This window comes from Sulfitobacter sp. G21635-S1 (assembly GCF_027213915.1).
GTDB lineage: Bacteria > Pseudomonadota > Alphaproteobacteria > Rhodobacterales > Rhodobacteraceae > Sulfitobacter.
Window position 1 is genome coordinate 14,387 of the sequence record NZ_JAPWGV010000001.1, and the last position, 17,820, is coordinate 32,206.

20 protein-coding genes are annotated in these 17,820 nt (G+C 60.9%); 12 read left to right on the plus strand and 8 right to left on the minus strand.

The features are described from left to right. Window positions 1-115: 115 nt before the first annotated feature. The 6 genes from O4H53_RS00080 to O4H53_RS00105 all read left to right on the plus strand — a co-directional run bounded on the left by O4H53_RS00080 (window position 116) and on the right by O4H53_RS00105 (window position 5,708). Complete coding sequence (locus O4H53_RS00080; protein WP_269360428.1) at window positions 116-1,096, plus strand: sugar-binding transcriptional regulator; 981 nt, start codon at window positions 116-118, stop codon at window positions 1,094-1,096. Window positions 1,097-1,236: 140 nt separating this feature from the next. Beyond that, window positions 1,237-2,217: a tagatose kinase gene (locus tag O4H53_RS00085; RefSeq protein ID WP_269360429.1), complete on the plus strand. Its 981-nt coding sequence runs from the start codon at window positions 1,237-1,239 to the stop codon at window positions 2,215-2,217. Next, complete coding sequence (locus O4H53_RS00090; RefSeq protein ID WP_269360430.1) at window positions 2,214-3,494, plus strand: class II D-tagatose-bisphosphate aldolase, non-catalytic subunit; 1,281 nt, start codon at window positions 2,214-2,216, stop codon at window positions 3,492-3,494. The genes O4H53_RS00085 and O4H53_RS00090 overlap by 4 nt, the downstream gene beginning before the upstream one ends. A gap of 60 nt (window positions 3,495-3,554) precedes the next feature. Further along, entirely contained in the window at window positions 3,555-4,286 is a 732-nt protein-coding gene (locus O4H53_RS00095) for an SDR family oxidoreductase (RefSeq protein ID WP_269360431.1), read from the plus strand. Window positions 4,287-4,315: 29 nt separating this feature from the next. Beyond that, window positions 4,316-5,044 (plus strand): SDR family oxidoreductase, encoded by a 729-nt coding sequence (locus O4H53_RS00100; RefSeq protein ID WP_269360432.1) that lies wholly within the window; start codon window positions 4,316-4,318, stop codon window positions 5,042-5,044. A 349-nt stretch (window positions 5,045-5,393) separates the two neighbouring features. Next, window positions 5,394-5,708, plus strand: a complete 315-nt coding sequence (locus O4H53_RS00105) for a hypothetical protein (RefSeq protein ID WP_269360433.1) — start codon at window positions 5,394-5,396, stop codon at window positions 5,706-5,708. Between the two features lie 20 nt (window positions 5,709-5,728). Here O4H53_RS00105 and O4H53_RS00110 read toward each other — a convergent pair whose 3' ends face one another. Next, window positions 5,729-6,595, minus strand: a complete 867-nt coding sequence (locus tag O4H53_RS00110) for an alpha/beta fold hydrolase (RefSeq protein WP_269360434.1) — start codon at window positions 6,593-6,595, stop codon at window positions 5,729-5,731. Window positions 6,596-6,625: 30 nt separating this feature from the next. On the opposite strand from O4H53_RS00110, the gene O4H53_RS27095 reads away from it, so the two are divergent. Continuing rightward, on the plus strand, window positions 6,626-6,982 hold the full coding sequence (locus tag O4H53_RS27095) for a VOC family protein (RefSeq protein WP_331284211.1): 357 nt from the start codon (window positions 6,626-6,628) through the stop codon (window positions 6,980-6,982). 48 nt (window positions 6,983-7,030) lie between these two features. Here O4H53_RS27095 and O4H53_RS00115 read toward each other — a convergent pair whose 3' ends face one another. From O4H53_RS00115 to O4H53_RS00135, 5 genes are all read right to left on the minus strand, one after another. Then, window positions 7,031-8,296, minus strand: coding sequence for an RNA polymerase sigma factor (locus O4H53_RS00115; RefSeq protein WP_269360435.1), 1,266 nt, complete (start codon window positions 8,294-8,296; stop codon window positions 7,031-7,033). Beyond that, window positions 8,280-8,657 (minus strand): YciI family protein, encoded by a 378-nt coding sequence (locus O4H53_RS00120; RefSeq protein WP_269360436.1) that lies wholly within the window; start codon window positions 8,655-8,657, stop codon window positions 8,280-8,282. The genes O4H53_RS00115 and O4H53_RS00120 overlap by 17 nt, the downstream gene beginning before the upstream one ends. Before the next feature lie 158 nt (window positions 8,658-8,815). Beyond that, window positions 8,816-9,226, minus strand: coding sequence for an SRPBCC family protein (locus O4H53_RS00125; protein ID WP_269360437.1), 411 nt, complete (start codon window positions 9,224-9,226; stop codon window positions 8,816-8,818). Window positions 9,227-9,274: 48 nt separating this feature from the next. Next, entirely contained in the window at window positions 9,275-9,718 is a 444-nt protein-coding gene (locus O4H53_RS00130; protein ID WP_269360438.1) for an SRPBCC family protein, read from the minus strand. Between the two features lie 158 nt (window positions 9,719-9,876). Next, window positions 9,877-10,320: a VOC family protein gene (locus O4H53_RS00135; protein ID WP_269360439.1), complete on the minus strand. Its 444-nt coding sequence runs from the start codon at window positions 10,318-10,320 to the stop codon at window positions 9,877-9,879. A 220-nt stretch (window positions 10,321-10,540) separates the two neighbouring features. On the opposite strand from O4H53_RS00135, the gene O4H53_RS00140 reads away from it, so the two are divergent. Beyond that, window positions 10,541-11,260 carry a helix-turn-helix transcriptional regulator gene (locus O4H53_RS00140; protein ID WP_269360440.1) on the plus strand — a complete coding sequence of 240 codons (720 nt, stop codon included), beginning with the start codon at window positions 10,541-10,543 and terminating at the stop codon, window positions 11,258-11,260. Between the two features lie 206 nt (window positions 11,261-11,466). Here O4H53_RS00140 and O4H53_RS00145 read toward each other — a convergent pair whose 3' ends face one another. Continuing rightward, the gene (locus O4H53_RS00145) at window positions 11,467-12,039 is read right to left on the minus strand and encodes a TetR/AcrR family transcriptional regulator (protein ID WP_269360441.1); all 573 of its coding nucleotides are present in this window, start codon (window positions 12,037-12,039) and stop codon (window positions 11,467-11,469) included. A gap of 138 nt (window positions 12,040-12,177) precedes the next feature. Between O4H53_RS00145 and O4H53_RS00150 the strand changes: the two genes are divergently transcribed. The 3 genes from O4H53_RS00150 to O4H53_RS00160 are packed head-to-tail and all read left to right on the plus strand — an operon-like array spanning window position 12,178 to window position 15,966. Next, on the plus strand, window positions 12,178-12,675 hold the full coding sequence (locus O4H53_RS00150; RefSeq protein WP_269360442.1) for a (2Fe-2S)-binding protein: 498 nt from the start codon (window positions 12,178-12,180) through the stop codon (window positions 12,673-12,675). Beyond that, on the plus strand, window positions 12,672-13,727 hold the full coding sequence (locus tag O4H53_RS00155; RefSeq protein ID WP_269360443.1) for an FAD binding domain-containing protein: 1,056 nt from the start codon (window positions 12,672-12,674) through the stop codon (window positions 13,725-13,727). Before O4H53_RS00150 ends, O4H53_RS00155 begins: the two co-directional genes overlap by 4 nt. Then, on the plus strand, window positions 13,720-15,966 hold the full coding sequence (locus O4H53_RS00160) for a xanthine dehydrogenase family protein molybdopterin-binding subunit (RefSeq protein ID WP_269360444.1): 2,247 nt from the start codon (window positions 13,720-13,722) through the stop codon (window positions 15,964-15,966). The genes O4H53_RS00155 and O4H53_RS00160 overlap by 8 nt, the downstream gene beginning before the upstream one ends. A 235-nt stretch (window positions 15,967-16,201) precedes the next feature. Here the strand turns inward: O4H53_RS00160 and O4H53_RS00170 are convergent, their stop codons facing one another. Further along, window positions 16,202-17,077: a LysR family transcriptional regulator gene (locus O4H53_RS00170; RefSeq protein ID WP_269360445.1), complete on the minus strand. Its 876-nt coding sequence runs from the start codon at window positions 17,075-17,077 to the stop codon at window positions 16,202-16,204. 124 nt (window positions 17,078-17,201) lie between these two features. Here O4H53_RS00170 and O4H53_RS00175 point away from each other — a divergent pair, with 124 nt between their 5' ends. Then, window positions 17,202-17,756 carry a carboxymuconolactone decarboxylase family protein gene (locus O4H53_RS00175; RefSeq protein ID WP_269360446.1) on the plus strand — a complete coding sequence of 185 codons (555 nt, stop codon included), beginning with the start codon at window positions 17,202-17,204 and terminating at the stop codon, window positions 17,754-17,756. Window positions 17,757-17,820: the final 64 nt, after the last annotated feature.

Here is a 17,820-nt window from a genome sequence, read left to right on the forward strand (position 1 = left end):
CAGATGTAATTCAAGTGTAAATTTTCATATGTAAGTATTGCCAGTCATATGTATATGTGCCACCTTGTTGCGCAGTTGTCGCGCATGACGTCGGCATGTCTTGGGGGAGTTCAAATTGGGGCGCGAAGCAATTGAAGACAGTGATGCCTTCGTTACCGAGGTCTGTTGGCACTATTATGTGAACGAAATGACCCAGGCCGATGTAGCGCGTCAGATGGGCGTCACAAGGCTGCGTGTAAATCAGGCGATTCAACGGGCGAAATCGCTGGGTTTCGTGAAAATCCAGATTGAATCGCCGTTTCTGCCGCGTGTTGAGTTGCAGGAGAATCTGAAAGCGGCGCTGGGGCTTCGGCGCGTTGTCGTCGGTTCCGCAAACGAGGCGGATTACGACTATCACAAACCTGTCGGCGCGGCGCTCGCGGCATTGCTTGCGGAACGCCTGGCGACAGGGGGCTGGACCTCCCTGGGGGTGTCCTGGGGTTTGACCCTGGACGCCGCGATCAGAAAGCTCACGCGGCAATCGCACCCGGACCTTGAGGTTGTGTCCATTCTGGGCGGCACGGCAAAGGGGTCGACGCTAAACTCGTTCGGGATCGCTTCGGGCTTTGCCAACGTTCTGGGCGCGCGCTTTTCGGTTCTGACCGCGCCAATCTATCTGTCAGAGGGGATCGACCGCGAACTTTTCCTTTCGCAATACGCGCTTAAGGAACATTTCGAAAAATTCAAAACCCTTGATGCGGTTCTTTTGACCTGTTCGAACGTCTCGGAAAAATCCTTTCTGGTTGAACACGGGTTGCCGCATGGACTTACGCCACAGGTCCTGATCGATGCTGGGGCCATCGGCGATGTGCTGGGGCAGTTTCTCGACCGTAATGGCGCCTCCGTGTCCGAGGCGGTGGACAATCGCACCGTCGGAATGCCGCTTAGCCAGGTTCTGGATGTGCCGGAAAAGATCATGGCTGCCGCGGGCCCCCACAAAGTCGAAATCATCAGGGCGGCCTGCAAACGCAACCTGGTTGATACATTGGTCACCGATGACGTGACTGCGCGCCTTCTGCTTGCGGACGCGCCGGTGCAAGCCAGTGAAGCTGAGTAACTTGAGAGGCACCGGATGCGAAGGTTGGGAACTCACTCTTTTGTCTGGACCAGCAGTCGGACCTGGTCACGACTGGAATTTGCTGTGATAACACCCGTCGGCATCGGGTTTTGCCGCACTATCAAAACACGGGTGACGCAATGACATTGGCTGCAGACAGTCTTGGTCCAACTGTGTGCATCGGCGAAATTCTTACCGAATTCGTCGCTACAACCATCGGTTCAGGCTTTGGCGAGCCGATTCCCTTGATGGGGCCTTATCCCAGCGGTGCCCCAGCAATCTTCATAGATCAGTGCGCGCGCTTTGGCGGATCGGCTGCGATGATCGGCGCGGTCGGGGATGATGAATTCGGACGCATGAACATTGAGCGGCTGCGGCGGGACAATGTCGATGTCTCCGGGATAGGTATCAATCCGGAGTTACCCACCGGGACAGCATTCGTTCGATATCGACCTGACGGAGATCGTGACTTCGTATTCAACATGTGGACATCCGCCGCCGGAAGTCTGGCTTGGACCGATGCAGTCGACGCGATCGTTGCGCGCGCCGGGCACCTACACGTTATGGGTACCCTGTTGGGTAACGCGACCGTCTGGCCGATGATTGAATGCGCGGCTGAGATCATATCGAACCGCGGCGGGAGCATTTCGCTCGACCCCAACATGCGCAAGGAATTGCGGGCCGATCCCACGACCAGCGCGCGCGTCGCAACAATGATCGCTATGTCGGACCTTTTGTTGCCGTCCGGAGACGAGATGTTTGTTGCTGCCGGCCTGTCCCCGGATGAGGGCGAAGAAACGGCATCCAAACATCTGTTCCGTCTCGGCGTCTCGGAAATCGCAATTAAGCGCGGCAGGCACGGGTCCAGCTGTCACGAGGCCGATGGCACCCTGACACGTGTTCCGGCGTTCCGGGTCAAAGAAACAGACCCCACCGGCGCCGGAGACTGCTTTGGTGGAGCGTATGTTGCGGCGCGCCGACTGGGCATGAGCACCCGACAATGCCTGACCTACGCAAATGCCGCCGGGGCGCGCAACGTAACGTTCCGCGGCCCCATGGAAGGGATCGGGACGCGGCGGGAACTAGACAGATTCATTCAGGAAACGGAGCTTTCGTTGTGACTGCAATCCAGTTGACGGACCTTGCGGGGCTCTATCGTGCGGGACAGGTACGGGGGATCACCTCTGTTTGCTCTGCCCACCCAATTGTCCTGCGCGCAGCACTACGCCATGGGCGCGAATATGGCAGCACTATCCTGATCGAAGCTACCTGTAATCAGGTCAACCATACTGGCGGCTACACAGGCATGACCCCGTCTGATTTTGCCGAACTGGTCCGTGACCTTGCTGAGGAAGAAGATTGCCCACGCGAATTGATCGTGCTTGGAGGCGACCACCTTGGGCCCAATCCGTGGCGGCACCTTCCGGCCGCGGCCGCGATGGAGCAGGCCAGCGACATGATCGCGGCGTATATCAGCGCCGGTTTCCGCAAAATTCACCTTGATACGTCGATGGGCTGTGCAAACGAAGCCGCAACGCTGGATGACGAGACGACAGCCCTGCGGGCCGCACAGCTTGTCGTCCGCGCCGAACAAACCGCCGAGCACTCGGATTTGCCCTTGCCACTTTACATCATTGGTACCGAGGTTCCTCCGCCCGGTGGCGCGGATCACGCTCTGGAAACGATTACGCCGACAAAACCAGATGCGGCCCGTGCGACAATCGAGGTCCATAACAGGATTTTCGCGGAACATGGTCTTTCGGGAATGCGGGGCCGCGTCATCGGGTTGGTGGTCCAGCCCGGCGTGGAATTCGGAAACCAGAATGTCATCCCTTATGACGCATCGAAGGCACGCGACCTGCTCAGCGTTTTGGAGGCGCATGACGGTCTCGTGTTTGAGGCACACAGCACGGATTATCAGGGCAGGGGTCCGCTGTCGGAAATGGTCAGAGACGGCTTCTCGATCCTTAAAGTTGGTCCTGAGTTGACCTTCGTGCTTCGCGAGGCGCTTTACGCGCTCGACCTTATCGCAAGTGACATGTTGCCCGACTATGGTGACCGCCCTCTTTATCATGCAATGGAAGAGTTGATGCAGACCCATAAGGAGAATTGGGCACGTCACTATTCTGGCACGGACGCAGAACAACGCGTCATGCGCCACTACTCACTATCGGATCGCATTCGATATTACTGGACAGAAAAAAAGGCGCAGACAGCCGTCGCAAACCTTCTGGCGGCCCTAGACGGGCAGACCGTACCCCTGCCTCTGATGTGGCAACATATGCCCCGCGCAGCCCATGCCGCTGGCCGACCGCTCGACCCCGAAACGCTTTTGATCCAGCGCGTCTGCGATACGCTGACCGCATATCACGCCGCCTGCATACCCAAAGAGGTCTGACCTTCGAGTGGATCGAACTTCACCCCATGGCAGATACATCACAGATTATGGAACACAGCGATGAGCACACAATTCGCAGGAAAATCGGTCATCATCACAGGCGCCGGAAAAGGCATTGGACGGGCCTGCGCGGTGGAAATGGCCAAACGCGGCGCATCCGTTTTCGCCATGGCGAGAACCAGATCCGATCTGGACAGTCTCAGCCGGGAAACCGGTTGCTGTCCCATCATCGTCGATCTGATGGACAACAAAGCCGCACGCGCCGCGATGAAAGAGGCTGGCACCTGCGATTTCCTGATCAATTGCGCTGGCACCAATGTCCTTGAAACAGTGCTGGAGATGACGGACGAGGGATATGAGACCGTGATGGGGATCAACCTACGTGCGGCCCTGATCTGTGCGCAGGTTTTCGCACGGGCGCGTGTGGCAGCGGGTGGCGGCGGGGCCATCCTGAACGTGACGTCGATTGCCGGGCATCGCGGGTTTGACGAACACCTGTGCTACGCCGCCTCAAAGGCCGGTCTCGAAGGGGCGACCCGTGTCATGGCCAGGGAACTGGGTGCCCATGGTATCCGCGTCAATGCCGTTGCGCCCACCGTAACAATGACAGAGCTGGCCGCCGCCGCATGGTCCGATCCCGCCAAGAAGGATCCGATGATGGCACGCCACCCCGTCGGCCGCTTTGCCGAGGTCAATGACGTGGCCAAATCCATCGTCATGCTGCTTTCCGACGATGCGCCCATGGTGACCGGCGCCGTTCTTCCTGTCGACGGTGGTTTCCTCGCCGTCTGAACGTTTCAACCAGAACAAAGGAGGCTGACATGGCCGAATCTCTTAACGGAAAAATCGCAGTTGTCACCGGCGCCGCCTCTGGTATCGGTTTGGCCGCCACCGAGGCGCTGCTGGCCGAGGGCGCGACTGTGGTCATGGTGGACCGGGACGAAAACGCCTTGAAAGCCTGCATTGACCGGCTGGGCGACAGGGCCATTGCACAGGTCGCTGACCTGCTGGATGCAGACTGCTGCAAGGCAATGGTCCCGTCGATCCTGGAAAAGGTGGATCACATTGATATCCTTTACTGCAACGCCGGCACCTATATCGGCGGTGATCTTGACCAGACCGATCCAGACACCATCGACCGGATGCTGAACCTGAACGTCAATGCCGTGATGAAGAACGTACACGCGGTCATCCCGCATATGAAGCAACGCGGCACCGGTGACATTTGGGTGACCTGTTCGGTTGCCGGTCATGCCGCCATCCCGTGGGAGCCAGTCTACTCGGGGTCCAAATGGGCCATCACTTGTTTCGTGCAGACCATGCGCCGCCAGCTACGTGAATATGGCATTCGCGTGGGTCAGGTTTCGCCCGGACCTGTGGTGTCCGCGCTGTTGGCCGACTGGCCCGCAGACCGGTTGCAAAAGGCCAAGGACAGCGGTTCGATCATCGAACCGACCGAGGTGTCGGACGCACTGATATATGCGCTAACGCGTGGACGCAACGTGACAATCCGGGATATGATCATTTTGCCCACGGCATTCGACATCTGACCAAAGTATTGACGGAGGCGGACAGCTGCGTCCTTTTCATTGGTTCTACAGAATGTGGTAACGATGTGTGTGGGGGTTGAGTGGCGCAGCGGCCACTTTTGCATTTCCGAACATACTGGCCCCGTTTGCTGAAGCCGTCTTTGCCGACATAGTCAGGTGGCTGCTTGATCTGTGAGATTGAGACAAGGAGATGATATCAATTGTTCTCCCCGGGCCCTGTAGTGCCATTGTTTACCGCGCTCGGTTATTGGCTGTTTCGTTTGGGTCTACGACCGTCTCACCCTGGGCTTGCGAGACGTTAAAGATCTGCTGGCAGAGCACCAGGGTCAGTTTGAACGCGGATATTCGCTTGCATGGCGACGACATTCGTCGTCGGCTCGCCATAATGCTCGGAGATCGCGGCAAGAGGCTGATCCAGCACCGGGATGAGCGGTTCGTCAGGGAAGATCGACACCTGGCGGTCTGTCGGCCAGTTGACATCAATTCGGTCCGGCAGGATGTGAACAGGCTCGACGCTGCGCGCCTGTTGCTGTCACGCGGCGTCTCGTTCAAATCCGCGGCCGCGCAGGTCGGCCTGTTCCCCACTCTGCGTCTTTCCGAGTCCTTCGAACGCCGCTTTGGCGTTGCACCGAGGCTGTTCCGGGAGATGCACGCCGGGCTTTGACGGCGCACTCCCCCGGCTGCCTATTGCCCCATGAAACCGGCCGGCGTTTTGCCCTGAAGGTAAGGCTCGATAAAACCGTACAGGAGGTCGACCTGATTGATCACCGCCGTGTGCGAGGTCGCCGGCAGGATGGCAAGGCGCGACTCCGGCAGCGGCTGGCCCATGTCGCCCATCACGCCGCCACCCAGAAGCCGGAACATCGATACGCTATGTTCGAGCGTTGAGACATCGGCATCGCCCGCGATGATGAGCACCGGCGCTTGAAGTGCCCTGACATCGTTCTCCCAGGCCATCGGTTCCTTTTCCAGGGCGATCAGTTTCTCGACCAGATCGTTGAACCCATCCTTGTTTGGCGCGAGCTTTTGCCATTCCGCTTCCATCGGGCCGCCAGCGAACATCTCCGCAGACATGGTGGGGATGAACTCCCGAAATGCTGGCTGCCAGCCGGTCACATCATAGGCAATCGAGGCACCGATGAGTTGATCGACCTTTTCCGGATGGCGTATGGCCAATTGGAGCCCGGCAGCAGCGCCCATCGAATAGCCAAATACATCCGCTTTCTCGATGCCGACGGCATCCATGAAGGCGGCGGCATCGTCCGCAAGATTGGGATAGGTGATGGGACGATCAATATCCTCGGTGCGACCGTGCCCCTGGAATTCTATCGCGTAAATCTTGTGGGTCTCGGCCAGTCGCGGAATGATCTCGCCCATCGACGGGATGTTCATATAGGCGCCGTGGAGAATAACCAGCGGGTCACCTTCGCCGGAAACCTCGTAATACATCTGCATGCCATTGACGTCCACGTAAGCTCCAGTTGGCTCTGTCTGGGCATGTGCGGCGGCAGTCATCAGCAAAACTCCTGCAAGAACGGTGGTGCGTAACATCGTCATCTCCTTTGTTGTGCGTCCTGTCCGGTGTTCCATACATTGAAGACGTTCGGCCGAACTCTCTCCCGACATTCCGGCAAAATTTTTTTTCCGAAACCGGGCGCTGACGGTGGTCTCGAAGGAGCAGCCAGACGGGACCGAATTGCTGCTCGACCCGAGCGACCACCCTGCCGTCAAACCCTACAGGAAGCCCTTGTCGCCGACGGCATCCCGGCCGCGTCTTTCCAGGTCGACGATCTGGTTGCAGAGTTCGGGAAACTGACGGCCAACGGCGTCTCTTTCACCCGGGACCCTCTGGACGCCGGGCCCGTGCGTATGGCCGTCTTCAATGACAGTTGCGGTAATCTCATCCAGTTGGTCCAGACGGCAGGCGGACAGAAGTAATGATGGGCCGGACATTGCGATGAACCGATAGCACACCAGAGGGAATGCCTAAGGCTTGCCAGTCGTGCGTTCGCCTTCCAATTGATCAAGGTGCTGGCGGATATGCACTGACTCGGCGGGTGTGTTCGCAAGGGCGATTGCGCGGGTGAAAGCGTCGCGGGCTTCACTGTTGCGCCCCAATCGTTCCAGCAGGTTGCCGCGCACCCCATGAAAATAGAAATAGCCGTCCAGTGGTTCGGCCAGCGGCGCGATCATCTCCAGCGCCGCCGCGGCGCCGTGCAGTTTCCAGATGGCCACCGACCGGTTGAGCGTGACAACGGGCGACGGGGCATGACGCTCGAGAGCTTCGTAGAGTTCGTTGATACCTGCCCAGTCCGTATCTTCCTGCCGTTCTGCCCGTGCGTGCAGCGCGGCGATTGCCGCCTGGATCTGATAGGGGCCGGGCTGGCGGTGCAGCATGGCCTTGTCGATCATCGCCAGAGCTTCGGCGATCTGGTGCCGGTTCCACAGCGACCGGTCCTGATCGTCGAGCAGGACCGGCGCGCCTGCCGCGTCGAAGCGCGCTTTCTGCCGCGAGTGCTGCAGCAACATCAGTGCCAGCAGCCCCATCATCTCCGGTTCGGCGGGAAACAGCCGCAGCATGAGCCGCGCCAGCCGGATCGCCTCGTCGCAGAGTTTTGCCCGCTCGCTTGTCGGATTGGCGTCCGTATAGCCCTCGTTGAAGACGAGATAGATCATCGCGGCAACCACCGCGAAACGTTCCGCCCGCGCGACCGGTCCCGGCGTCTCGAACGGAATATCGGCCTTGGCGATGCGGGCCTTGGCGCGGGTAATCCGCTGCTCCATCGCCCGCTCGCCAACCAGAAACGCCGCCGCGATGCGCGGCATGGGGAGGCCGGAAACGATCCTGAGCGCCAGCGCGATCTGCTGGGTGGCAGGCAAGTCGGGATGGCAGCAAACGAAAAGAAGCCGCAGGATGTCGTCGCGGTAATCGGCGGCATCCAGCCGCTCCACCATGTCCGGTTCGGTGTCCTCGCGATCAGAAATCACCGCTTCGTCGGGCAGTCCGGTCAGGCGCGCCTGTTTGCGCTTGTGATCGATGGCGGCGTTGCGACCGACCATGATCAGCCAGCTTGCCGCGTCACGCGGCGGGCCGTTCTTCGGCCAGGACTTCACGGCCCGCAGGCAGGCCTCCTGGAACGCTTCCTCGGCCAGATCAAGGTCCCGGAAATAGCGCAGCAATGCCGCCACGGCCTGTGGCCGCGCGCCGACAAGACGCGCCTCGATCCAGTCCGGGTCAGGGGGTTGGGGCATCTTCTATGGCCTCTCCATTCGGGTAGTAGAGCGCGATCGGCCGGAGCTCATAGGCACCGCCGGGATTGGCCTCGGCCATCTCGCGCGCGATCTGAACCGCCACTTCGTAGCTGTCCACGTCGACGACATAAAAGCCGAGCAGTTGCTCCTTGGTCTCCGCGAACGGCCCGTCGGTGACGATGTTCTCGGATTTGCGCAGGGTGGTCGCCGCCGTTGTCGGCATCAGCCGGACGATGGGTTCGAAATTCTTCGCCCATTTGCGGTTGACCGCCTTGAGGTTCTCGATGACCTCGGTGTCCTCTGCCTCGGTCCAGGAAGAGGTGATATCCTCGTTGTGGTAGCAAAGTATCGTGTAGCGCATTTTTCCGAATCTCCATTCAAAGGACCGCGCTACATTGCATGAACCGACATGAAACGAGAACATCAGGCACATTCACGGTATCGTTTTGGTGCGGCAAGGACCGTGATCCAAGAGTTCGGCCCTGACCGCTCCGGTGGTTTCGGCTGGCGGCGCCTGTCTTACGACTCCACGTGGTGTTTGAAACTGTCGAGGATGGACTGCCAGCCGTCGCGCTGCTGCTCGACGGGGTTCTCCGTTTCCGGATCGAACGTCACGCTGACGCGCACGCCACCGTCTTCGGGAATGAACTCCACGCTGGCATGGCGGTCGCCGAAATCATATTCGATGCGCTCAAGTTCCACGATCTTCGTGTATGTGCCGGCAAAGTCGAAGCCCATGCTGCCGTCCTTCGCTTCCATCCGCGAGGAAAAGGCGCCGCCTTCCCGAAGATCGACAGTGGCAGCAGGGGTATGCCAGTCATCAGATGGCGTGTTCCACTGCATGATGTTCTCAGGCGTGGTGTAGGAGTCCCAGACCACCTCGACGGGTGCCGCGACGGTGGTTTCGATGGTGATCGGTTGAGTTGTCATGATGAAGTCCTTTGATTGAATTGCGGGGCAATGAGGCGGGGTGCCGCCTTACTGGTTGATCTCCGGCTCGACGAGCTTTGCCAGTTTCCGCAGGCTGTCCTGCCAGCCCAGATAGCAGGCTTCGAGCGGGATCACCTCCGGAACGCCGTCCTGCACGACGGACATTTCCGTGCCGACCGAAACGGCTTTCAGCTCGACGGTCACTTTCATCTCGCCGGGCAGGTTGGGGTCGTCGAAGCGGTCGGTGTAGACCAGCCGTTCACCGGGGACGAGTTCCTTGTACTCTCCGCCGAACGAATGGCTGTTACCGGTCGTGAAGTTACGGAACGACATCCGGTGCTTGCCGCCGACCACGGGCTCCAGCTCGTGGACGGTGCAGAGAAAACCGTATGGTGGCAGCCAGCTGGCCACGGCGTCGGATTCGAGAAACGCCCGATAGACCTTTTCGGGTTTCGCGGCGATGACTCGGTGCAGGCGAACGGTGTTGGTCATGATGTTATCCTTTCTTGTTCATCTATCTTGAAGACGTCCGGCCAACCGGCATCCCGACATCGTGGGACAATTTTTTTAAGATTTATGCCGCGGTTGGGCGGACGGGCTGTTCCCCACCACTCGGCCAGTGCCGCCAGATAGGCCGCGTCACCTTGTACTCATCCGTCAGGAAGGTTGACGCGGATGCGATGGCCGTCCGGATCCAGCGCAACGAAGGTGAGTCCGAAAACCGCTTCTGCCAGGTCCTGCTCGATCACGACGCCATCGGCCTTCCAGGTGTTGTAGAGTTGGCGGACGATGTCGGCGGACTGCACCTGAAAGGCCAGTTCCGATCTGTGTCCGTTGCCGCCCGAGACGAAATTGCTGGCGCTTGTCGACCAAAGGCCAAGAATGAAGCCGTCATCGAATTCGAAGCACTGGTATGTCGGAAAACCTTTGGCAGGCTTTCCAAGAATCCCTTCATAGAATTTCGCGCTTTCGAGCGGGTCGGAAACATAGAGGATGATCAGGTTCGGCGTAATCATGGCATTGACCTCGTTGGTTGTTGACCAGTCTTTCCTAATCGTTGCCTGTGACAGAAAATGGCAGTATGTGCAGGTCATGCGAACGGCCCGGCTCCTTAGGCTCTGGACCCATTGATTCTATATGCTCAGCGGCGATTTCACGAAATTTCAATGGTTTGGGGCGTGCAGCCAATAGTGGTTCTATTTGCAAGCGACCCAAGACGTTGAAATGAAGTGAAATCGCCGCCCTCCGGGTTTGACGGATTTTCCCGCAGCCTGCGGCGCATCTGCTTGAAATAGAACCACTATTCTTGCGCAGATGCTTCTTGTCTGCGAAAAAATCTGTCAAACTGAGTATATAGAATTAATGGGTCCAGAGCCTAATCTGCTTCAGATTCTCCGACAGTCCCGAACGCCGGTCAGCGGCCATGATCTTGCGCGGGAACTGGGGACAAGCATTCGCACTCTCTACCGGGACATCGCCACGCTTCAGGCAGAAGGCGCGGATATCGAGGGATCACCGGGCGTCGGCTATGTTCTGAACAAGGGCTTCTTCTTGCCTCCCCTGATGTTTTCCGAAGAGGAGATGCTCGCCCTCATGCTGGGTATGAAATGGGTTTCGGGCTACGGCGACAAGCCGCTCTCCCAGGCCTCGAAGCAGGTGCTCGCCAAAGTCGAGCGCGTGGTGCCCGAGGCTGCTCTGGACGCGGCCTCGGCAATACCCTTTGGAATTGGTGAGGCGCATTCGGACAGGCGCGCCGAGGAAGACCTGAGCGACCTTCGGGATGCCATCCGGCGAGAACGAAAACTGCGGATCATCTATGAAAAGCCGGACCAGACGGTTTCGGAACGGATCATCTGGCCGATAGCCATTGGTTACTTTGCCAGCGGACGCGTCCTTGTCGGTTGGTGCGAGACTAGTCGCGGCTTCCGGCATTTCAGAACGGACCGGATACGGGACCGCGAGCTGCTGCACGACAGGATCTCAAAACGGCGCGCCGATCTGATGAAAGATTGGCGATCGCGACGCCAATCCTGACTCCCGACATCCCGGCATTGATCGGTTGGTTTCCATCATATTTTGCAATCTCCGGCAGGAGGTGGGCGCTTGATGAGCTAGATCTTTTGCCGATTGGCCCCGTGCCTTTTACGCCTCAAGTGCACCAGCTGGATCATTTTAAGCCAAACGCTTGTAAGCCTCGTTTGGTGCGCAGATCGCGCATATTTCAACCAATGCACAGAGCCTCATTTTTTCAGCCCGTCGACAAAGATGTCGAGGATGCGCAGGACATTTTCGCGCCAGTCAGGGCCGGGCTGGCGCGCATAGCAGATGGCATAGAGGGTTTGCATGAGGTCTTCGGCGCTGACCCCTTCGCGGATTTCTCCGACATTGCGGCCCTTGTCCAGAAGCTGGTCAACCGCGGCGCGCACAAGGCTGGAGCGTTCGGTATAACCCTGTTTCAGGTCCTCCGTCATGACCAGACTCATTGCGCCCAGCATGCCGCGCTTGGTTTCCACCAGGTCGACATTGGCGTGCAGCCAGCTGCGGATGGCCTCAAGCGGGGCATCCCTTTCAACCAGGTCTTCGGCGGTGACAATGAGCTGGTCCAATTCGCGGCTGAAGACCGCCATGAACAGTTCTTCACGGGTGGGAAAGTGCCGGTAAAGCGTGCCGATGCCAACGCCGGCGCGCCGTGCGACGGCCTCCAGACTCGCATTTGGCCCGCCGCGCCCCAGAATTTCCTTGGCCGCTTCGAGCAGCAACTCGCGGTTCTTTTGTGCGTCGGCGCGCGGCTTTCTTTTGCGAACTTCTGCCAAAATCTGCCTTTCATCTTGAAAACGGAGGATGCCTCCGTATATTCTGCTTCAGACGGCGGCACCGCGCCGCTTGATTTCTTATACCGGACCTCGCCTGCGAGTGACCACACCTAGAAAATAGCATAACAGGGAGGACATATGTCACTCTTCATCAGCCTGACCCTCAACGGGGAGGCGCGTGACGTCTCCATTGATGACCCGCGCGTGACACTGCTTGATCTGCTTCGCGAACGTCTGGCGCTGCCCGGCACCAAGAAAGGCTGCGACCGTGGCCAGTGTGGTGCCTGCACGGTGCTGGTGAACGGTCAGCGTGCGAACGCCTGCCTGATGCTTGCGGCGGGTCTCGACGGTGCAGAGATCACAACAATTGAAGGCCTTGCAAGGGGCGGGGACCTGCACCCGGTGCAGGCCGCCTTTATCGAACATGACGGGTTCCAGTGCGGTTATTGTACGCCGGGCCAGATCATGAGCGCCGTCGGGCTGATCGCCGAAGGGGATGCCGGGAGCGATCCGGAGCGTATCCGCGAGGGCATGAGCGGTAACATCTGCCGCTGCGGGGCCTATCACGGGATCACCCTAGCCGTGCAGGAAGCGAGCGGCCGGATGGCTGCCAAGGAAGAGGGGGACGCGGCATGAAGCATTTTGATTATTTGCAGCCAAAAACCATGGATGAGGCGCTGGCGAGCTGGGAGCCGGGTGCGGCCTGGCTTGGCGGGGGGACCAATCTGGTTGACCTGATGAAGCTGGGCGTGACCCAGCCGCAGCGGGTGATCGACCTGACCCGGATTCCCGACCTGGGCGAGATCACCTTTCAACAGGATGGATCGGTGCGGATCGGGGCAATGGTCAGCAATGCGGCCCTGGCCCGCCACGCGGGTTTCGCGCAACACTTTCCGATGGTGGCCGAGGCGCTGCTTTCGGGGGCCTCGGGGCAGCTTCGCAATATGGCGACAGTCGCGGGCAACCTGATGCAGCGCACCCGTTGTGCCTATTTCCAGGAGGAAACGGCCGCCTGCAACCGGCGCACCCCCGGTGCGGGCTGTGATGCCGTCGCCAGTGATGAAGAGGCACGCGCGCTGCTGGGAGCCAGCCCGGCTTGTGTGGCGACAAACCCGTCGGACTTCTGCGTGCCGCTTGCGGCGCTGGAAGCGCAGGTCGAGGTGCGCGGCGTGAATGGAACGCGCCTGATCCCCTTTGCAGAGTTCCACCTGCTTCCGGGCGACCATCCGGCGCGTGAGACGGCGCTGGAGGAGGGCGAGTTGATCGTCGCCCTGCACCTGTCCGCCGAGGCGGCAGGCTTTGCCGGACATGCGCGGTATCTGAAGGTGCGCGACCGCACGTCCTTTGCCTTTGCCACCACGGCAGCCGCCGCTGCGCTGCGGATGGAGGATGGCATCATCGTGGCGGGACGACTGGCGCTTGGGGCGGTTGCGGCCAGGCCCTGGCGGGTTGCCGAGGCCGAGGCGCTGCTGGTCGGGCAGGCCCCGGATGCGGCGCTGTTTGCGCGCGCCGCCGAGGCGGCCCTGGCGGGGGCAGAGGCCCCGGCGCATCTGGAATGGAAGATCGACCTTGCCCGCCGCACCGCTGCGCGCGCACTTGCCATGGCTGCGGCCGGAACACCGGCACAGATGCCGGCGCTGCCCGCATCCGCCTTTGGCCAACAGAACGGAGACCTCGCCCATGTCTGACACGCTTTCACCGCAAATCCGTTTCGGCTCCAACTCGGGTCAGCCTGCCACGCGGCGGGATGGTCTTGCCAAGGTCACCGGTGTCGCGACCTTTGCAGCCGACAACACGCCCGAGGGGTTGCTTTATGCGGTCTACGCCCCGGCAAAGATCGCGCGTGGCCGGGTCAGCCAGCTTGACGTTGCCGCGGCAGAGGCGCACCCCGGTGTGACCCATGTCATCACGCCGCAGAACCGGCCCGAGTTGCAGGGCGACCCTTCGGCCAAGCCGACGATGTTCTCCTTCCGCACCGAAGTTTTGCAGGACGACACAGTGCGCTATGCCGGACAGCCGATTGCACTGGTGCTGGGCGAGACATTGGAAGCCGCCACCGAGGGCGCGCGCCTGCTGGCACCGCAGTACGAGGTCGATCCGGTGCGTGTGGCGCTGGATGACAACCCGGCCACCAGCTTTGAGCCGGCCGGCTTTGGCCTGCCGGGCGGGGCAAGCCACGGCGATGTCGAGGCGGGGCATGTCGCTGCAACACGCAGCATCGACGTCAGCTATGAGACAGCGGCGCAGTATCACAATGCGATGGAAACCCATGCGATTGTGGCGCAGTGGGACGGGGACCATCTGACGCTGGATACGCCCAGTCAGGCGCTGAATCTCTCCTGTGCGGGCTTTGCCTATTTCTTTGGAATCCCGCCCGAGAATGTGACACTGCGCAGCCCCTATATCGGCGGCGGGTTCGGATCAAAGGCGATCCCGACCGGACCGCAGGTGCTGGCGATCCTCGCTGCGCGGATGACGCAGCGGCCGGTCAAGCTGATGTTCACCAGACAGCAGATGTTCGGGCCTGTCGGTCACCGCGGTGCGACACGCCAGCGGCTTCGGATGGGTGTGGACGAAACTGCGGCACTTACGGTGATCGACCATGACGGGCTGGCGGAAACCTCGACCTTTGATGATTTCGTGGAACCGGCGGCGAATGCTTCGCAGGGCCTTTATGCAGCCGGTGCATTGCGGGCCAGCCACCGGCTGGTGCGGCTTGATGTCGGCACGCCCGGACCCATGCGCGCACCGGGCGAGGCTTCCGGGTCCGCTGCCCTGGAATGCGCGATGGACGAGATGGCGGAAGCGGCGGGGATGGACCCGCTTGAATTCCGCCTGCGCAACTATGCCGAAACCCAACCCGGCACCGGGCTTCCCTATTCCTCCAAGGCGTTGCGGGAGTGTTACGCAGAAGGCGCGGCGCGGTTTGGCTGGGAGGGGCGGCCGATGGAACCCCGGCAAATGCGGGACGCCGATGGCCTGTTGACCGGCTGGGGCATGGGAACGGCGCTGTTTCCCTGCCCGATGTTTGCTGCCGAAGCGCGGGCGACGCTGCGGCCCGACGGCACGGCCCTGTTCGAGACCTCTGCCGTTGATATGGGGCAGGGGGCCTGGACCGTGTTGGCCCAGATTGCTGCCGACAGCCTTGGCCTGACGCTGGATCAGGTCGAGTTCCGCGCCGGACATTCAGCGTTGCCTGACGGCGGCGTCGCGGGTGGGTCAGGGCATACCGCCACGGCAGGCGGTGCGCTGCATGCCGCGGGTGGGGATGTCCTGCGCCAGCTTGGCGAACTTGCCACTGCGGATCCGCAGTCGCCGCTTTATGGCGCAGGTAATTCAAGCCTTGTGGCGCGGGACGGGTGGTTACTGTTGGAGGAGGACGAGAGTCGCCGGGAACGCTTTGCTGACATCCTGATACGTGCCGGACAGACAGAGATGACCGGAACCGGCCACGGCGGGCGCGCGCCAGAGGCCGCCGGTCGCCATGCGATGAACTCCCATGGTGCTGTCTTTGCCGAGGTGAAGGTGGATCCGGATCTGTGCCAGGTTCGGGTGACCCGGCTGGTGGGGGCCTTTGCCGCCGGGCGGATCATCAACCCGCGGCTGACCGAAAGCCAGCTTATGGGGGGCATGATCTGGGGCACGTCATTTGCCCTGCATGAGGCCGCCCGGCACGATCCGCGCAGCGGGCGCATCGTGAACGCGGATTTCGCGGGCTACCATGTGCCGGTGAACGCGGATGTGAGCGGGCTTGAGGTGATCACGGTGCACGAAGACGATCCTTACGTGAACGCCCTTGGGATCAAGGGTGTGGGCGAGATTGGCATCGTCGGGACGGTCGGGGCCATTGGCAACGCAATCTGGCATGCAACCGGCAAACGCGTGCGCCATTTCCCGATCCGCATCGCGGATTTGCTCGCGCCCTGAACGCCAGCGCTATCGTCTAAAGCGGCGCGAAAACGGTTGATCTGAACCGGATGAACATTGCGCTTCAGAAGGCCGGATCGGCAATAGCGACCTTATGGGCCGCGATCACCGGCACATCACGCGCGACCGCGACAAGGGAACTGCAAGAACCTGTCGGGATGGGTGCCCTGACGCGTGGCGGCGAACGCCGGTACAGGCGTTACTGGCTGAAGCTTAATGGGCAGGGTGGGGTGGATCAGGCCATACTGGTTGCAATTCTCGGCGCGGCAAAATCGAGGAACGCACGGAGCTTCTGCGGGATCAGGGCGCGGGGCTCATAGACCAGATGAACGGGCCAGGGGGCAGGCTCAAAACGCTGCAAGAGCGGCACGAGTTGCCCCGCCCTGATCGCAGCGGCAACCTGGTAGGACAGAACACGCGTGAACCCCAGCCCGTCAATGGCCGCGTCGATCGCCGCCTCGGCGGTGTTGACGATCAGGCGCGACCGCATCGGCCCGACCTTCTGTGGCCGCTCCGATCCGAACTGCCAGTTCGGCGGCGACATCAGGCTCTCGAAGGTAATGGCTTCCAGCTTCGCGAGATCGCCGGGGCTCTCGGGCATTTGGTGAGTTTCGAGATAGGAGGGGCTGGCGCAGACGACGCGGCGCACCTCGCCAACCTTGCGCGCAATGAACATGCTGTCGGACAGCGGGCCAATGCGCACCGCCAGATCGAGGTGTTCTTCGTGGAGGTTCACCGGCCGGTCCGTCAGTTCCATCCGTATGTCGACCTCCGGATAGGCGCGCAGAAAGGCGGTGACCGCAGGCAATACATGCAAGCGGCCAAAGACGATGGGGGCGGTCATCGTCAGCGTTCCGCGCGGTGCCGTGAATTCACCTCCGGCGTTGCGCTCGGCTTCGGCAACCTCTTCGATGATCCGGCGGCAGGCCGCGAGGTAGGTCTGCCCGGTATCGGTGAGCGTCAGCCCCCGGGGAGAGCGCAGCAATAATTCGGCGCTGAGCTTGTCCTCCAGTTCGGAAATCCGGCGGCTGACCGTGGCGATGGGCATCGCCAACGCCCGGGCACCGGCAGTCAGGCTGCCTTCGTCCACGACGCGCACAAATATGGACATGGTCTCCAGACGGTCGGTCATGTTGTTTTCATAAATTGGGAATCATCATTCCATTAATGTGGTCTACCGCCAATTTTTGGAAGCCCCTAAGTCTGCCTCACACAGCAAGCAGAGGAGCTTTCACATGTCCCGTATCACATTTCCCGCCACCATAGCAGCAGCGCCCGAGGCATCGCAGCCGCTGTTGCAAGCCGTCGAGAAGCAGCTGGGTTCCGTCCCCAACCTGTTCCGTCTCGCCAGTGTCAGCCCCACCGCGTTGCAGGGCTATCTCGGCCTGTCCGGGGCGCTTGCCAAGGGTCGCTTGCCGGCCGCCACCCGCGAACGCGTGGCCCTGGCCGTGGCACAAGCGAATGGCTGCAACTATTGCCTTTCGGCCCATAGCTATCTCGGCAAGAACCTTGCCAAGCTGGATGACGCCGAGATCGCGGCAAACCGGGCCGGGCGGTCTACCGACGCCAAGGCGGACGCTGCCGTGCAATTCGCCGTCAAGGTGCTCAATGCGCGGGGTCGCGTTGCGACAGAAGATCTTCGCGAGGTTCGCGATGCCGGTTACGACGACGGCCAGATCATCGAGATCGTGCAGCATGTCGCGCTGAATATCTGGACCAACTATCTCAACGAACTGGCCCAGACCGAGATCGACTTCCCCGTGGTCGATGCTGGCGTTCTCGCCGCATGACCTGGCGTGGCGGCCGGGCCCTGTCCCGGCTTCCCGGCCGCCCGCCCTTGATACCCGCCGCTGA

Excerpts from the sequence above, each read along its gene's own strand:
- O4H53_RS00140 (WP_269360440.1), top strand. The coding sequence starts at position 10,541 with ATGCTTCTTGTCTGCGAAAAAATCTGTCAAACTGAGTATATAGAATTA.
- O4H53_RS00120 (WP_269360436.1), bottom strand. The coding sequence starts at position 8,657 with ATGCGCTACACGATACTTTGCTACCACAACGAGGATATCACCTCTTCC.
- O4H53_RS00135 (WP_269360439.1), bottom strand. The coding sequence starts at position 10,320 with ATGACCTGCACATACTGCCATTTTCTGTCACAGGCAACGATTAGGAAA.
- O4H53_RS00100 (WP_269360432.1), top strand. The coding sequence starts at position 4,316 with ATGGCCGAATCTCTTAACGGAAAAATCGCAGTTGTCACCGGCGCCGCC.
- O4H53_RS00115 (WP_269360435.1), bottom strand. The coding sequence starts at position 8,296 with ATGCCCCAACCCCCTGACCCGGACTGGATCGAGGCGCGTCTTGTCGGC.
- O4H53_RS00130 (WP_269360438.1), bottom strand. The coding sequence starts at position 9,718 with ATGACCAACACCGTTCGCCTGCACCGAGTCATCGCCGCGAAACCCGAA.
- O4H53_RS00155 (WP_269360443.1), top strand. The coding sequence starts at position 12,672 with ATGAAGCATTTTGATTATTTGCAGCCAAAAACCATGGATGAGGCGCTG.
- O4H53_RS00125 (WP_269360437.1), bottom strand. The coding sequence starts at position 9,226 with ATGACAACTCAACCGATCACCATCGAAACCACCGTCGCGGCACCCGTC.
- O4H53_RS00095 (WP_269360431.1), top strand. The coding sequence starts at position 3,555 with ATGAGCACACAATTCGCAGGAAAATCGGTCATCATCACAGGCGCCGGA.
- O4H53_RS00110 (WP_269360434.1), bottom strand. The coding sequence starts at position 6,595 with ATGTTACGCACCACCGTTCTTGCAGGAGTTTTGCTGATGACTGCCGCC.
- O4H53_RS00170 (WP_269360445.1), bottom strand. The coding sequence starts at position 17,077 with ATGTCCATATTTGTGCGCGTCGTGGACGAAGGCAGCCTGACTGCCGGT.
- O4H53_RS00150 (WP_269360442.1), top strand. The coding sequence starts at position 12,178 with ATGTCACTCTTCATCAGCCTGACCCTCAACGGGGAGGCGCGTGACGTC.
- O4H53_RS00085 (WP_269360429.1), top strand. The coding sequence starts at position 1,237 with ATGACATTGGCTGCAGACAGTCTTGGTCCAACTGTGTGCATCGGCGAA.
- O4H53_RS00160 (WP_269360444.1), top strand. The coding sequence starts at position 13,720 with ATGTCTGACACGCTTTCACCGCAAATCCGTTTCGGCTCCAACTCGGGT.
- O4H53_RS00175 (WP_269360446.1), top strand. The coding sequence starts at position 17,202 with ATGTCCCGTATCACATTTCCCGCCACCATAGCAGCAGCGCCCGAGGCA.